This window comes from Peptoniphilus harei (assembly GCF_900454685.1).
GTDB lineage: Bacteria > Bacillota > Clostridia > Tissierellales > Peptoniphilaceae > Peptoniphilus_A > Peptoniphilus_A harei.
This window is the reverse complement of sequence record NZ_UATM01000032.1, coordinates 887,038-901,670: the sequence shown is the minus strand read 5'-3', so window position 1 is coordinate 901,670 and position 14,633 is coordinate 887,038. Positions and strand designations below refer to the sequence as shown.

The following is a 14,633-nucleotide window of genomic DNA, read 5'->3' as shown; positions in this document are numbered from 1 at the left end:
ACTGTACTATAATAAGTTCTTAATAAGAAAATTCAATTTCTTATTGACTCAAATGAAATGACAAAAGGAGGAATAAAGATGAAATTAGGTATTATTGGAGCTGGAGCTGTTGGCGAGATCGTAGCCTACACTTCTGCCATGAGGGGAATTGCAAGTGACGTTATTATAAATGATGTCATAAAAGAAAAAGCAAGGTCCCAAGCCATTGACTTAAATGATGGAAGACTTTTCTATCCAAAGGATGTTAAGTTCAGGGCTGGCGAATATGAAGACATGGCAGACCGTGACGTCATAGTAGTTTGCTCTGGCAAGATTCCTGAAGAAGATAGACTTCACGAGCTTGAACTAAACAAAAAAGAAGTTGGAAATTACATTAAGAGAATTGTTGATGCAGGCTTCAAAGGAATCTTTGTCGTTGTGACAAATCCTGTAGACATTATCACATATGAAGTTTATAAGGTTTCTGGATTTGATGACTCAAGAGTTATTGGATCAGGTACATTTTTAGACTCAGCAAGACTTCAAGTTGTAATTGCCAATAAACTTGGCATCTCTCCAAAGTCTGTCAACGCAACTGTCCTTGGCGAGCATGGCGAAAGTCAATTTGTCCCATGGTCACAAGTTATGATAGATTCCATGCCTTTTGAAAAATATAAAGATCTTCACCCAGAACTTTTTGAAGACTTTGACAAGGACCAAGTTGAAGATGACACTCGCCGTCGTGGTTGGGATATCTTTAAGGGCAAGGGATCCACTCAATATGGTATTGGCAATACAGTAAATAACATCTTGCAAGCAATTGCCAATGACGAAAAAATTATTTTAAAGGGATCTGCACTAATGGAAGGTCACTATGGCCTTGAGGACCTATACATCTCAACTCCTATTAGGATTGGCAAAAATGGTATTGAAGAAAAGTATGAACTTGACTTAACAGAAGAAGAATTGGGTAGACTTAAAAAGACAGCTGGTGTGATCAAAGACCACATTGCCAAGTTAGACCTATGAGATTATAAAATTAGAAAGAGTTGATTTTGTGAAGTTCAATGAAAAGTTTAGACAATTTATGATTGGAAGGTATGGCCAAGACCAATTGGGCAGGTTCATCACCTTCCTGGCCCTTGTGCTTTTAATAGTAAACCTCTTTGTGAAGAAGGCAAGCCTACCTACTATTGCCCTAGTCCTTATAATTTATTCCTATTATAGGGTCCTCTCACGAGACATCAATGCAAGATACAAGGAAAATCAAAAATTCTTAGACACTATTGAGCCACTGAGAAGTAAGTTCTTCACTTCAAAGAAGAGATATGACAATAGAAAGACTCACAAGTACATCAAGTGCCCTTCATGCAAATTCAAGATGAAGGTCCCAAGAGGCAAGGGCAAGATAAGAGTCACTTGCAAATCTTGTGGCAACAAGTTCATAGTCAAATCTTAAAAGTTCCCTTAGGGGGACTTTTTTGCATTAAAAAATCCCCTAACTTTAGAGGGGATTTATTTATTTACATCTTAGACTTATATTCCTTAAAATCTTCTATGGATTTTTCAATTAAGCTAGGATCTTCAATTAAATCATAAACTGTTGTAGCAATTATTTTTGCACCGTACTCCACACAGTCGTGTGCTTCTTTTTCTTTACCTAAGTCCACAAATTCTTGTGAGTGAGAAGCTGTTCCCTCTGGAACAAAAGCAATTCTAGCACAGGATCCTGGCATTAAATAAGTCACATTTCCAAAATCTGTTGACCCAGTTTTTTCTCTTGCTCCTTTTATTCTTGGAGCACCAAGATTTTCAGCATTATTCATTATTAAGTCATTTAAAATATATGCTGGTATCTTTGATTCAAGTCTTCTATCTTCTCTTATTTCATAAGTTGTTCCTGTCATAAGAGCAGCACCTTTCACAATATTGTCAAATCTTTCCACAACTTCATCTAAATATTTTGAGTTGTAAGATCTCAATGAGAAATGACCTTCAGCTTCATTTGGTACAACATTTGCTGGCCCAGGAAGGGTTTGAACTGTATAGTGCATTCTTGTATCTTCTTTAACATGTTCTCTTAAAAATTCTAGACCTTGGAAAGTTAAAAGAAGTGCATCAAAGGCTGACCTTCCTGCTTCTGGCTTAAGGGCTGCGTGAGAAGATTTGCCAAAGAACTTCACAAATCTTGATGATAATGCCATTGATTTAACATCAACTTGTGTTGCTGGCCCACCATGCATCATAAGAGCTAAGTCTATATCTTTTAGATAACCCTCATCAAGCATAATCATTTTTCCTCCGCCGCCTTCTTCAGCAGGTGTTCCATAAACTATCAAGTTAAAGGGAAGATCTTTCACCGCATTTTTTACAGCTACTGCTGCTCCAATTATTGAGGGACCTTGCATTTGGTGTCCGCAACCATGTCCCATGGGAAGTGCATCATATTCACACAGGAGTCCTATGTTATATTTGGCATCTCCATTAGAATATTTTGCTCTAAAAGCAGTGTCCAGACTACCCAAACCTCTTTCAACTTCAAATCCATTTTCTTCAAGATAGTCTTCTAGAAGTTTACTTGCAAAATGTTCTTCAAAGCAAAGTTCTGGACGATCAAAAATCTCATCTGACATTTCAAACAATTTATCTTTTATTTTATCGATTTCTTTTATAATTAAATCTTTCATTTTTCTCCTTTACTCTTACTTAAAGGTTAATAGCTTGTGCACCTATCATCATAACAGAACCAACTAAAATCCAAATTCCAAATAGCTTACCCATAAATACCATCCATTTGTCATAAGGTATGTCTGTTGCTCCTAATATACCCATTAGTGCTGTAGAAGTAGGAAGTACATAGTTACAGAATCCATCCCCAAAGTTAAATGCTAAAACTGCAGTTTGTCTTGTAAGTCCAATAGTGTCTGCTAAAGGCGCAAATATTGGCATAATTGCAGCAGCTTGTCCACTTCCAGAAGTTATAAACATATTAACTAATAAGTTTACGATGAACATCATTGGTCCCTTTAAAAATTGAGGGAAGAAGTTGAGCCAGTTTGACATAGCATGGATACTAGTATCCATTATATTACCAGCATCGAGTACTCCTGATACAGTTCTTGCAAGTCCAATAATAAGAGCTGCACCAATCATCTTTTTAGCACCTTCAACAAAGTACTTTGCAATTTGTGATGGTTTGAATCCAGCAGCAAAACCTGCTACTATTGATAACCAAACAAACACAACTGCTGTCTCTTCCAATTTCCATTTTAATTTTACTCCACCGTAAACTATAAGTCCTAATGCAGCAAATAATGAAATGATAACAGCCCACTTTCTTGCGTTCATTGGAGAGTTAAATTCATCGTGAGAGTCCACGTCCTTAACTCTAAGCTTATCTAATTCATACATTGGACTTAGTTCAGGATTTTTCTTAATCTTTAGAGCATACTTAACCAAGTATAAGTTTGTAACAATATAAAAGACTATAAAGCACACAACTCTATAAGATAAGCCTGAATATGGTGGTAGACCTGCAATTTCTTGTGCAACTATTGTTGTATTAACGTTTAAAGTTCCTGTTGAGAATCCTACTGCTCCACCAAGTAAGATTATTGAAGCACCTACTATGGAGTCGAATCCCATTGCTAATGCAATCATAACCATGATTGGAGCAAATCCTATAAAGGTGTTAACACCTTGAGTAGTACAAATAAGTCCAAAGATGAGAGTTAGTATTGGAATGAAAAGATATTCTTTACTCTCTGTCTTTTTAGAAACTGCTCCTATTAAGGATTGTAAAGCCCCACTCATTGTTATTATATTGAAGGAAGCTCCTGAAAATAAAATTACAAATATTAAAGTTGCTGCCTTATTAAATCCTTCCAAACTAATATTAAATATTTTTAAAGGATTTACAGGGCTCTTTTCAATATAGTGAAAGCTTTCTGGATCAATTACTTTCACTCCTTGAGCATTTTCAATTCTTTCATAGGCTCCAGCTGGAATAATCCAAGTTAAAGCAACTGCACATAAAATAATAATCATAAGAATTACTAAAGTATGTGGAACCTTTTTCTTTTTTACTTTTTCCATAAAACACCTCTTTTTTAAAATTACACAATCTTCTAACATTTTTTGATAGAAAATTTTACTAAGTAAACATTTTCACATCATTAACTAAATTTTATCAGCCTCGCTTTATCACTACAAATACTTAAATTGTTATATACATTATATAATATATGATATAATATCTTCGGTGATATAAGTGCTGGATAATAAAAAAATAGAAATTTTAAAAACCATTAGAGAATGTAAAAGTATTAGTATGGCATCAAAAAAACTTTTTACAGCTCAACCTAACCTAAGTAGATCTTTGAAAAATATTGAAAATGAAATAGGCTTTATTATTTTTGATAGGTCAAAATCTCCTCTCATCCTAACTAAAGAAGGAAAATTACTTTTTGACTACATAGATAAATTTGAAACTTTAGAAAAAGAAATGTATAAAAAAATAAATGAATCTAAGAGTTCAAACAATTCTTACATTAGAATTGGTTCTTTAGCTTTTATGTCTCAATATATAATTCCAAACATAGTTCCAAAATTAATAGAACTTTATCCTAACTTAGAATTAAGTTTGACAAAATATGACTCATCATCTTTTGAAGAAGCCTTGCTTAATGATGAGATTGATTTATTTATTACTAACAGGAATATAAACAATAAAAATTTACATTCTGTTTATGCTTTAAATGACAATATTTATTTTATGGTTCCAAAATCTATTTATAAATCAGGCAAAAATTCTTTATTCGATTATTCAAAAGAAACTTTTTTCTTACTCAATACTGAAAAGAATCTAAGGAAATCTGTAGATGATATTTTCAAAAGCTATGATTTTTACCCTTCCAAGATTAAAATTACTTCTAGCATTATGAATTCTGTCAGCCTAGTTAGAGCAAATAAGGGAGTAACTTTTATATATGAATCAGCTCTTAAAATGATTAACTCCACTTCCTATTGTGATTTTGTAAAAATCGAAGGAGATTTTTCTGCAATTACTATTGTCTACAAAAATCCTGAGATGGAAGAATTTGCTCACAAGTTATCTACAATAATAAAAGATTATGTTTCAAAAAAAGTTATTGTTTAAAATCAAAATAACAAGTTCATAGTAAAATCTTAAAAGTTCCCTTAGGGGGGCTTTTTTATTTTCCCTAATTCTTAAGCTTTTTGTAAGTTTTTAAAATTTATTTAATGATATAATTGTATAAAGGAGTGATAACATGAAGAAGAAGCTTTTGTTTTTATTATCTTTTCTTTTACTCTTCACTAGTGTCTATGCTAATGGAAAGAAAAAGATGACTCTTAACATCAATCACATTGTCTTCGAGAAGGACTTTGTTGTTAAGAATGACAGGATCCATATTCCCCTAAGACTTGTGTCTGAAAACTTAGGTGCTGACGTCAACTGGAAGGGCGACACAAAAGAAGTGGAGATTTTAAATCAAGGCAAGAAGATTGTTTTTTACATTGACTCCAAGGAGTACAGGATTGATGATATGGTCTTTACTATTGACTCTCCAACTTTTATCCTTGATGACACTGCTTATGTGCCTGCAAGGGCTCTTGCCAACGCCATGGATGCTAAGCTTGAGTGGAATGAAAAGGAATTTTACTGTGCCATAAATAATGGCCATGAAATTGATCCTACTCGTGATATTGATTTATCTAAAGATGCCAAGGACCTTGCTATTATTAATAAGATAAGAAGGGTCACTGACCTTGAAGGCTACTTAAAGGATGGTGTCATGAGGGTAGAAGAAGTTGATGATGGCAAGGTTTATGAATTATTTTTAAAGGATTATGAAAAGAAGAATTTATCCATGAGATTTATCTTTGATAAAAATAATAATTTAGAATTTTACAAGTTTTACTACTTCCCTAATGAAAAATATCCTTTCTTGGAAAAGCACTTAAGTGAAAATGAGTCGAGGAAAGTTGCCCGTGACTTTATGGACCTTGTGGGAAATAAAAAGAGGTTTTTAAAAGAGAGCGAACTCAATAAATACCAAAAAGCTTATCTTCCTGATGCTGGTACCTATGTTTTCTACACTAATTCAGGCGATGTAAATGTAGATGCAAGTGGCGGTTTCGTTTACGCTTATTCCAACAGCTAATGTTACAGAATTATTAAAATTTATAAAATGAATCGCTAATTTGCCTACTTTAATTGATTTATTGGGTGAATTCTGTATAATAAGGTTAACTTATATTTTAGGAGGAAAAATTAAAATGAATAAGAAATTAACATCACTATCACTAGCAGGAGTAATGCTATTATCTACTGCAAGCCCAGTATTCGCTGAAGTTACTGAAGCTGTTAAAGACGTTAAAGAACCAACTAAGATGGAAAAGGTTCTTGAAGAAGGAAAAGAAAAAGTAGCTAAGGCTGAAGAAGCTGGCAAAAAAACTGAAGAAAAAGCTTCAGAAAAAATGACTGAAGCTAAAGATGAAGCTAAAGAAAAAGCTGAAACTGCAAAAAAAGAAGCTAAAGAAGTAAAAGAAGAAGCTAAAAAAGACGCTAAAAAAGTAGAAGAAAAGGCTGAAGAAAAAGCTAAAGAAGTTAAAAAAGAAGTAAAGACTATTGACGTTAAGGCTACTAACCAAAAAGTTAAACTTGACGGAAAAGACGTTGTTATCTCTGGATACAACATTGACGGTTACAACTACTTCAAACTTAGAGACCTAGCTGCAGTTCTTAAGGACTCTCAAGCTAAATTCGGCGTTGACTACAAGGACGGAGTTGTTTCTCTTACTAAGGCTGCTGACTACAAGGTTGTAGAATCTGACCAAAAACCAGTTAAGGCTGAATCTAAGGGTATGCTTACTAACGACAAGGTTCTAGTTGGAGATAAAACTCTTACTGCTACTGCTTACAAGATTGATGACCTTAACTACTACAAGTTAAGAGATCTTGGAAAAGAACTTGGATTTGGCGTTGGTTATGACGAAGCTACTAAATCTGTTCTTCTAACTTCTGTTGTAAATGAAAAAGAAGAAGTTAAGGAAGAAAAAGTTGCTCCAAAACTTGAAGAAGTTAAAGAAGCTATCAACAAAGAATTAGCTAAAGAAAAAGAAGTTCGTGCTTCTGAAGAATACAAAAAAGCTACTGACGAAGTTAAAACTAACTACGAAAACGCTGTTGCAGCTGGTAAAAACATTGTAGCAGACAAAGATGCAACTCTTGAACAAGCTAACAACGAACTTAAGGCTCTAGTTGAAGCTGTAGAAAAAATTGGCCTAAAGGCTGAAGCTAAGATCGAAGAAAAAACTGAAGAAGCTAAAAAAGAAATCAAAAAAGACGTTAAAGAAGGAAAAGAAGAAGTTAAAGAAACTGCTAAAGATGCAAAATAATTTAACTCTTATATAAGGCCGTGGAAGAATCCACGGTCTTTTTCTTTTGCTTTCTTTATAAATTAATTTTTGTAAGTTTATAAATATTTATGACTTCATAATTTTTTTTAAGTTTAATAATATTTGAAAGATTAAAAAAATTTATAAGCTTATAGGTGTTAGGATGCTTATGAATACTTATAACTTTATAAGTATTTGTGGCTTCCTAGTTTCTAACAACTTGCTTAATTATAGATACTTTATAAAACTTTATAAGTTAAAATAAATTTTCCATCAAAAAAGATTAGGTCTCAAAACCTAATCTTTTTTTATTTTTATTTATATGCTGTAATCGTAGTTTAAAATCTTGGACCTGGCTTCACTTACAAAGTAAAGAGAGCCTGTAATTAAAATCAAGTCGCCATCCTCATAAGTTTTTTTATAATAATCCAAGGCTTCATCAATGGTCATGACCTGACCCTTAAGTCCATATTCACTTGCCTCACGACTTAGTTCTTCTGGGCTTGTCCCCCTCTTGTAGTCCAAGTTTACGAAGACAACTTCATCGGTGTAAGAGGAAATTTCTTCTAGCATCTTCTTGTGTTCCTTATCAGCCAAGATTGACATAATGAGGTGGAGCTTTTTGAATTTAAAATTGTCTAAGGATTCAACTAATCTCTTGATTCCATCAAAGTTGTGGGCACCGTCTAAGATTATAAGTGGGTCTCTTGAGACAATCTCCATCCTTCCCTTCCAAGTTGAAGTTTTTATTCTCTTTTTAATGTCATCAAGAGAAATTTTTAAAATCCCCCTCTTGTTTAAGAGGTAAAGGGAATAAATTGCTCCTATGGCATTCTCCACTTGGTAGTCACCAATTTGTGTGAGCTGTAAGTCCTCTTCTTCCCCATCTAGTTTTAATTTAAAGTCAATTCCCCTTAAATCAGATTTTAAAATTTCACTTTCAAGGTCCTTGGTGTAGAAGAGTTCGGCAGACTTTTCTTTGGCTTCTTTTTCTATTACTCCAAGAATTTTTGGATCTCTGTTTGTGGTTACTACAAGTCCATCTTCTTGGATGATACCAGCCTTGGCATCGGCAATTTCTTCTATGGTATCGCCAAGGTATTCCATGTGGTCCATGGAAATTGACGTGATAATAGAAATTAATTTTTCACGACTTGTGAAGATATTTGTAGAGTCTGCACGACCACCCATGCCAACTTCAAGTATAGCAAGGTCTACCCCTTCTCTTTCAAAGTAAATTATTGCCATAATTGTCAAAAATTCAAAGAGGTTGAGGTCGCCGTATTCTTCTACAATGTCTTTTTCTTTTTCAATTATAAAGTCTCCAAGTTCTGCAAAGTCCTCTTGGGAAATTTCTGTGTCCCCAATTTTTATCCTGTCGCAGTAGGTTATGAGGTGGGGAGAAACAAAGGACCCCACCTTGTAATCTTCCTTTAAGATGTCCTTGATAAAGCTAACTGTAGACCCCTTGCCGTTGGTCCCAGCAATGTGGATGACCTTTAAGTTCTTGTGGGGTGATCCAATATTTTCTAAGAAGGCCTTGATCCTCACATTGCCCTTGGACTTGAACTTGCCAATCCTGGACTCTATGTTTTTTACAACTTCTTGATATGTCATAGGTTCTTTTCTACCTTTGCAATTTGTCCTTCAACTGTCTTTAGGATCTCTTCGTACTTAATTACTTTTGCCTTTTCTTCTTCGATGAGTTTTGCTGGTGCCTTTGAAACAAAACCTTCGTTGGCAAGCTTGCCCTTGGCTCTTTTTAGTTCGCCCTCAGCTTCCTTCTTGTCCTTTTGAAGTCTCTTTAGTTCCTTTTCAAAGTCCACAAGTTCCTTAAGTGGAAGTTGGATTTCTGCCTTGTCGAGAACTATGGCAATATTTTCTGAATTTTTCTTGCCTTCGTCATCTGTAATTTCTACAGAGTTTGAGTAGCCAAGATTTAGAAGAAGTCCCTTCATTTCTTCAAAGATTTCTCTCACTTCATCGTCCTTAGTGTAGACAAGAGTGTTTGACTTCTTTGAATTTTCTATATTCATTTCGCTTCTTGCATTTCTGATTTCACGAATGGCATTTTCAATATATTCTGTTGCCTTCTCTTCTTTTTCAAATACAAGGTCTTCATTATATTCTGGCCAAGAAGCAAGAATCAAAGCTTCCTTCCTGTTAGGTAGGGCTTGCCAAACTTCTTCTGTGATGTATGGCATAAATGGATGGAGAAGCTTCAAGATGTTTTCTAATACATATAATAAAACTTTTACTGTGTTTGTTTTTTCTTCCACATCGTCAGAATATAAGACTGGTTTTACAATTTCAATGTACCAGTCGCAGAAGTCAGACCAGATGAAGTCGTAGATGTCGTCTGCTGCAAGTCCAATTTCGTACTTGTCAATTTTTTCTGTAATTGATTTTATAACTTTTTGTAGTTTTGAAATTATCCACTTGTCTTGGTAGTGAAGCTTAGCTACATCAAAGTTGGAATCTTCGATTTCATCAGACATGTTCATCATTAAGAATCTTGTTGCATTCCAAAGTTTGTTGGCAAAGTTCCTGTTTGCTTCAACCCTCTTAGTGTAAAACCTCATGTCGTTGCCTGGTGTGTTGCCTGTTACAAGGGTAAATCTAAGAGCATCGGCACCGTAGTCTCTAATGATGTCAAGCGGGTCGATTCCGTTGCCAAGAGATTTTGACATCTTTCTTCCTTGGTCATCTCTTACAAGTCCATTTAGGAATACATCTTTAAATGGAAGCTTGCCAGTTTGTTCTAGGGCAGAAAATACCATCCTGATTACCCAGAAGAAGATGATGTCGTAGCCTGTTACAAGTACATTTGTTGGATAGAAGTATTCATACTCTGGAGTCTTTTCTGGCCAACCAAGAGTTGAGAAAGGCCAAAGGGCTGATGAGAACCAAGTGTCAAGTGTGTCTTGGTCTTGGGTATAAGTCTTGCCTTCGTATCCCTTAGTGTTTGATGGGTCTTCTCTTGAGATTACAATTTCATCGTCAGTATCAGAATACCAAACTGGAAGCCTGTGTCCCCACCATAATTGTCTTGAGATGTTCCAGTCACGAATATTTTCTAGCCAGTTTTCATAAACTTTTCCAAACCTTTCTGGAACAATGTTTAGGTTGCCCTTCCTGTATTCTTCAAGGGCTGGCTTAGCAAGTGGTGCCATCTTAACGAACCATTGCTTAGAAATCAGTGGTTCAATAACTGTGTGACATCTTTCACAGTGACCAACAGCGTTGTGGTGGTGCTTCTTGCCAATGTAGAAGCCAAGTTTTTCAAAGTCTTCTATGATTTTTTCTCTTGCTTCATATCTTTCTAGGCCTGCGTAGGCTCCAGCATTTTCATTTAAATATCCCTTGCCGTCCATAATTATATTTTGGCCAAGGTCATGACGAGCTCCAACTTCGAAGTCGTTAGGGTCGTGGGATGGAGTGATCTTTACTGCACCAGAACCAAAGTCCATTTCAACATAATCATCAGCAATAATTGGAATTTTTTTGTTGTCCATCACTGGGATCATTACGTACTCACCAATAAGGTCAGTGTATCTTTCATCTTCAGGGTTTACTGCAATGGCAAGGTCTCCTGGGATAGTTTCAGGTCTTGTTGTTGCAATTTCAATTCCACCTTCCCTGTCTGCAAAAGGATACTTGAAGTACCAAATATTTCCATCACTTTCTTCGTGTTCAACTTCTGCATCAGAGATTGAAGTTTCGCAAGATGGACACCAGTTGATGATCCTGTTGCCACGATAGATAAGTCCCTTGTCATAAAGTTCTATAAAAACTTCTTCAACAGCGTTGGAAAGATTGTCGTCAAGTGTAAAGCTTTGTCTTGACCAGTCGCAAGAAATTCCCAGCTTCTTAAGTTGGTTTACAATGTTGCCACCGTATTCGTGAGTCCAATCCCAAGCGTGTTCTAAGAACTTTTCTCTTCCAATGTCTTCCTTGTCTATGCCTTCATTCCTAAGCTTTTCTACAACCTTAGCTTCTGTGGAAATTGATGCGTGGTCAGTTCCCGGTAACCAAAGTGCAGAGTAGCCCTGCATCCTTTTTGTCCTAATGAGGACGTCTTGGATTGTATTGTTAAGGGCGTGACCCATGTGAAGGTTGCCTGTTACGTTTGGAGGTGGCATTACTATTGAGTAAGGTTTTTTGTTTTCATCAACCTCTGCCCTAAAGTAATTATTTTCCATCCAATAGTCATAGATTTTTTCTTCAAAATCTTTTGGATCATAGGTTTTGTTTAATTCTTTCATTTTTCCTCCTAATTTATAATTTTTTCATTATTTACAATTTTATAAAATTAAAAAAATAAAAAAGCGTCCTCCATCCCTAAGGACGAAAGACGCGGTACCACCTTAATTTTTATTTTTCAATAAACACTCTATAATCTTTAACGAGATAAGTCGTCTCTGGCTACTAATTTCACCAAAGAAGCAAAAAAAGCTACAATTGTAAAGTTTATAAGGACTTCTCAGCAACCAGTCCCTCTCTATCTATAAATTTTTACAATCCTCTTTTTTATTGCTAATTTATTTTTCTATTGTCAAATTTTGTATAGGAGTGAGGTAACTTGTATAATCATTGTTTTCTACAACTTCTACTTGCTTTAAATATATGATTACCTTATCGTACTTATCAATCCCACCAATTTCTTCTCTTACATTTTGATGATCTTCTGGCTCTGAAGAATTTACTCTTACCTTTAGTTCTTTTATTTCATTTCCATTTTCATCTTCAAATCCTAAGATGTAAGTAGATTTCATTAAATTTTTAACATTGGAATAGGTGTTAATATCTAATACCAACTTGTCACCACTAAACCCCTTTGAGTTTATGACTGCTCCAATAATTGTCACATCTTCTATCTTGTCATCCTTTTCTGGCTCTTTAGCTTCACTTCCAAAGCCAAAAGCTCTTGCTGCATTGTCATAATCTTTCTCAAGGTCACTTTTTACTGATGAAGATTCAAAAATAAAATTCTTGGCACTTAAAATATCAGAAGCTTGGAAGGTAAATTCAGAATCTGGCTCCACCTTTGGATATAAGACCCCGGAATCATCAGACCCACCAATTATTCCTATAGCACCTGCATAGTCTGCTTCTTGATTATTATTTTTTTCTCCATCTCTATCTTTATCAGTATTTTTATTATTTGTGGTAAAAATAGCTGTCGGTCCATCTGCCTTACCGATAATCTCTGCATTAGGATTTTCTCTCTTAAGTCTTGCCTCGTTCATCTTGCCTTGAATGCCTGGATAAGCAAAATATCCTCCAAGAAGAATCACAGCAAGAACAAGAATTATTTTCTTTGCCATAAGGCACCCCCTAATTAATATAAAAGATACCACAAAAAATCTTTGAAATCAATAAATACTTGATTATCTAGGGATAAATCCAACTTTTTTATAAACCTTTCTTAGGGTTTTGTTTGCAAGGTAAGATGCCTTTTCTGCACCTTCTTTGTAAACTGATTCAAGATAGGCCTTGTCGCTCCTTATTTCTTTAAATCTTTCACGAAGTGGTCTTAGACCTTCAACAACAACTTCTCCAAGGTCTTCCTTGAAGTCTCCGTAGCCAAGGTTTTCGTATTTCTTGACAATTTCTTCTGGGCTCATGCCAGAGAAGGAAGCGTGAATGTTAATAAGATTCTTTAAGCCTGGTTGGTCATCAGAATATCTAAACTCGCCAGATGAATCTGTGACAGCTCTCTTGATTTTCTTTCTTGTGTCGTCTTCTGAATCAAGAATTAAAATAAATCCATCCTTATTTGAATCAGACTTAGACATCTTTGAAGAAGGATCCTTAAGTGACATTATTCTTGCCCCAACTTTTGGTGTCAAAATTTCTGGAATTGTAAAAGTTTCAGAATATCTTGAATTAAATCTTTGGGCCAAGTCTCTTGTAATTTCTATGTGTTGCTTTTGGTCTTCGCCTACAGGAACGTAAGATGTGTTGTAAAGCAAGATGTCAGCTGCCATTAGGACTGGATAATTTAAAAGTCCTGCTTGAACATCAGTGTACTTGCTTGACTTGTCCTTGAATTGTGTCATCCTTTGAAGTTGTCCAAGGCCTGTCATTGTATTTAGGACCCAACCAAGTTCAGCGTGAGCCGGCACATGGGATTGGATGTAAATAATTGACTTCTTTGGGTCAAGTCCTGCTGCAAGGTAAAGGGCAAGGACATCAAGTGTGTTCTTCCTAAGGTCCTTTGGCTCTTGTGCCACAGTGATTGCGTGCATGTCAACGATACAGTATAGGCAGTTGTATTCATCTTGAAGGCCAATAAAGTTCTTTAGGGCCCCAATATAATTTCCAATAGTGAGGGAACCAGAAGGTTGGATCCCAGAGTAAACTATTTTTTTATCTTCCATTTTTTATCTCTCTTTCTTTTTTCCAAATAAAATATAATTAAAATACTAATAATTTCAATAAAGGTCACGAGGATGCTTCCCTCTGGCCCATAAGTTTTGTCGTACAAGTTGTAATTTAAAATTTTAAAATTAAGTAAGCTGTCAAAGCCGCTAAAGCCACTAACATTTAGTCCGTAAATCATTGCCATGGAAAAGTTCCAGCCGGCGTGGACTCCAGAAGTCAACATAATATTTTCTGAATAAAATAACAACTTTGCAAAAAATATTCCCACCAAGATTGTGTTTAAGGTAGATAAAATTGTCACTCCTTCATTGCCCAGGTGCAAGAGTCCAAAGAAAATTGATGGAAGTAGGATTGCGAGCCTTCTTCCATAATTGTTATAGAGAACTCTTGTTAGGATTCCCCTTACCAAAACTTCTTCAGATGTTGACTGGATAAAGAAGGCCATGAAGTAGGCAAGGAAAATTAAATTTAAATTGCCTAAGTTAATCCCCTGGTATCCAAGGGCTCCCCTTCCCATGTCTAGCAAAACATAGATAGAAATTTGTAAGAATCCAAGGAAGAGTCCAAGTCCAATGTTCTTGGCAAGACCTTCTCTCTTGAAGAAGATGAAGTCCATCTTCTTTTTCAAAACATATTTTACAAATATTATGGCAGCCAGTAGTTGACCTGTAGTCCCCATTAACATTATTAGGTTTGCATTTTTATAATCATCATTAAAATAAGTTTGCCCGTAAAAAATTAGGGACAGGGCCAGCATAACCCCACTAGTGAAGATGGCAATTGCAAAGAGCAAGACAAAAAGCTTTAAGATAATTTTTAAAAAATTCTTTATTTTATTTTCCATA

12 protein-coding genes and 1 other annotated feature are annotated in these 14,633 nt (G+C 35.2%); of the genes, 5 read left to right on the top strand and 7 right to left on the bottom strand.

The window, feature by feature from the left end; all coding sequences use genetic code 11:
* The first annotated feature begins 78 nt into the window (after nucleotides 1-78).
* The gene (locus tag DRZ96_RS05655; protein ID WP_112889911.1) at nucleotides 79-1,008 is read left to right on the top strand and encodes an L-lactate dehydrogenase; all 930 of its coding nucleotides are present in this window, start codon (nucleotides 79-81) and stop codon (nucleotides 1,006-1,008) included.
* A gap of 28 nt (nucleotides 1,009-1,036) precedes the next feature.
* The gene (locus tag DRZ96_RS05650; protein ID WP_112889910.1) at nucleotides 1,037-1,438 is read left to right on the top strand and encodes a zinc ribbon domain-containing protein; all 402 of its coding nucleotides are present in this window, start codon (nucleotides 1,037-1,039) and stop codon (nucleotides 1,436-1,438) included.
* Nucleotides 1,439-1,502: 64 nt separating this feature from the next.
* On the opposite strand, the gene DRZ96_RS05645 is transcribed toward DRZ96_RS05650, so the two are convergent.
* Nucleotides 1,503-2,666 carry a M20 family metallopeptidase gene (locus tag DRZ96_RS05645; RefSeq protein ID WP_112889909.1) on the bottom strand — a complete coding sequence of 388 codons (1,164 nt, stop codon included), beginning with the start codon at nucleotides 2,664-2,666 and terminating at the stop codon, nucleotides 1,503-1,505.
* A gap of 19 nt (nucleotides 2,667-2,685) precedes the next feature.
* Nucleotides 2,686-4,074 (bottom strand): YfcC family protein, encoded by a 1,389-nt coding sequence (locus DRZ96_RS05640; RefSeq protein WP_112889908.1) that lies wholly within the window; start codon nucleotides 4,072-4,074, stop codon nucleotides 2,686-2,688.
* A 175-nt stretch (nucleotides 4,075-4,249) separates the two neighbouring features.
* Between DRZ96_RS05640 and DRZ96_RS05635 the strand changes: the two genes are divergently transcribed.
* The 3 genes from DRZ96_RS05635 to DRZ96_RS05625 all read left to right on the top strand — a co-directional run bounded on the left by DRZ96_RS05635 (nucleotide 4,250) and on the right by DRZ96_RS05625 (nucleotide 7,401).
* Entirely contained in the window at nucleotides 4,250-5,137 is an 888-nt protein-coding gene (locus tag DRZ96_RS05635) for a LysR family transcriptional regulator (protein ID WP_112889907.1), read from the top strand.
* Between the two features lie 133 nt (nucleotides 5,138-5,270).
* Complete coding sequence (locus tag DRZ96_RS05630; protein WP_112889906.1) at nucleotides 5,271-6,164, top strand: copper amine oxidase N-terminal domain-containing protein; 894 nt, start codon at nucleotides 5,271-5,273, stop codon at nucleotides 6,162-6,164.
* 115 nt (nucleotides 6,165-6,279) lie between these two features.
* On the top strand, nucleotides 6,280-7,401 hold the full coding sequence (locus DRZ96_RS05625) for a hypothetical protein (RefSeq protein WP_112889905.1): 1,122 nt from the start codon (nucleotides 6,280-6,282) through the stop codon (nucleotides 7,399-7,401).
* Between the two features lie 318 nt (nucleotides 7,402-7,719).
* On the opposite strand, the gene DRZ96_RS05620 is transcribed toward DRZ96_RS05625, so the two are convergent.
* From DRZ96_RS05620 to DRZ96_RS05600, 5 genes are all read right to left on the bottom strand, one after another.
* The gene (locus tag DRZ96_RS05620) at nucleotides 7,720-9,018 is read right to left on the bottom strand and encodes a bifunctional folylpolyglutamate synthase/dihydrofolate synthase (protein ID WP_112889904.1); all 1,299 of its coding nucleotides are present in this window, start codon (nucleotides 9,016-9,018) and stop codon (nucleotides 7,720-7,722) included.
* Nucleotides 9,015-11,666, bottom strand: a complete 2,652-nt coding sequence (locus DRZ96_RS05615) for a valine--tRNA ligase (protein ID WP_112889903.1) — start codon at nucleotides 11,664-11,666, stop codon at nucleotides 9,015-9,017. Before DRZ96_RS05615 ends, DRZ96_RS05620 begins: the two co-directional genes overlap by 4 nt.
* Nucleotides 11,667-11,741: 75 nt before the next feature.
* Nucleotides 11,742-11,944 (bottom strand) — a binding site (T-box leader).
* Complete coding sequence (locus tag DRZ96_RS05610; RefSeq protein ID WP_112889902.1) at nucleotides 11,943-12,728, bottom strand: hypothetical protein; 786 nt, start codon at nucleotides 12,726-12,728, stop codon at nucleotides 11,943-11,945. Its footprint overlaps the feature before it by 2 nt.
* Before the next feature lie 63 nt (nucleotides 12,729-12,791).
* Entirely contained in the window at nucleotides 12,792-13,784 is a 993-nt protein-coding gene (trpS, locus tag DRZ96_RS05605; RefSeq protein ID WP_112889901.1) for a tryptophan--tRNA ligase, read from the bottom strand.
* A complete protein-coding gene (locus tag DRZ96_RS05600) occupies nucleotides 13,766-14,632 on the bottom strand; it encodes a CPBP family intramembrane glutamic endopeptidase (RefSeq protein ID WP_112889900.1) in 867 nt (288 codons plus the stop codon). Before DRZ96_RS05600 ends, trpS begins: the two co-directional genes overlap by 19 nt.
* Between the last annotated feature and the right edge of the window lies 1 nt (nucleotide 14,633).

Excerpts from the sequence above, each read along its gene's own strand:
- DRZ96_RS05655 (WP_112889911.1), top strand. The coding sequence starts at position 79 with ATGAAATTAGGTATTATTGGAGCTGGAGCTGTTGGCGAGATCGTAGCC.
- DRZ96_RS05645 (WP_112889909.1), bottom strand. The coding sequence starts at position 2,666 with ATGAAAGATTTAATTATAAAAGAAATCGATAAAATAAAAGATAAATTG.
- DRZ96_RS05640 (WP_112889908.1), bottom strand. The coding sequence starts at position 4,074 with ATGGAAAAAGTAAAAAAGAAAAAGGTTCCACATACTTTAGTAATTCTT.
- DRZ96_RS05630 (WP_112889906.1), top strand. The coding sequence starts at position 5,271 with ATGAAGAAGAAGCTTTTGTTTTTATTATCTTTTCTTTTACTCTTCACT.
- DRZ96_RS05625 (WP_112889905.1), top strand. The coding sequence starts at position 6,280 with ATGAATAAGAAATTAACATCACTATCACTAGCAGGAGTAATGCTATTA.
- DRZ96_RS05620 (WP_112889904.1), bottom strand. The coding sequence starts at position 9,018 with ATGACATATCAAGAAGTTGTAAAAAACATAGAGTCCAGGATTGGCAAG.
- DRZ96_RS05615 (WP_112889903.1), bottom strand. The coding sequence starts at position 11,666 with ATGAAAGAATTAAACAAAACCTATGATCCAAAAGATTTTGAAGAAAAA.
- DRZ96_RS05610 (WP_112889902.1), bottom strand. The coding sequence starts at position 12,728 with ATGGCAAAGAAAATAATTCTTGTTCTTGCTGTGATTCTTCTTGGAGGA.
- trpS (WP_112889901.1), bottom strand. The coding sequence starts at position 13,784 with ATGGAAGATAAAAAAATAGTTTACTCTGGGATCCAACCTTCTGGTTCC.
- DRZ96_RS05600 (WP_112889900.1), bottom strand. The coding sequence starts at position 14,632 with ATGGAAAATAAAATAAAGAATTTTTTAAAAATTATCTTAAAGCTTTTT.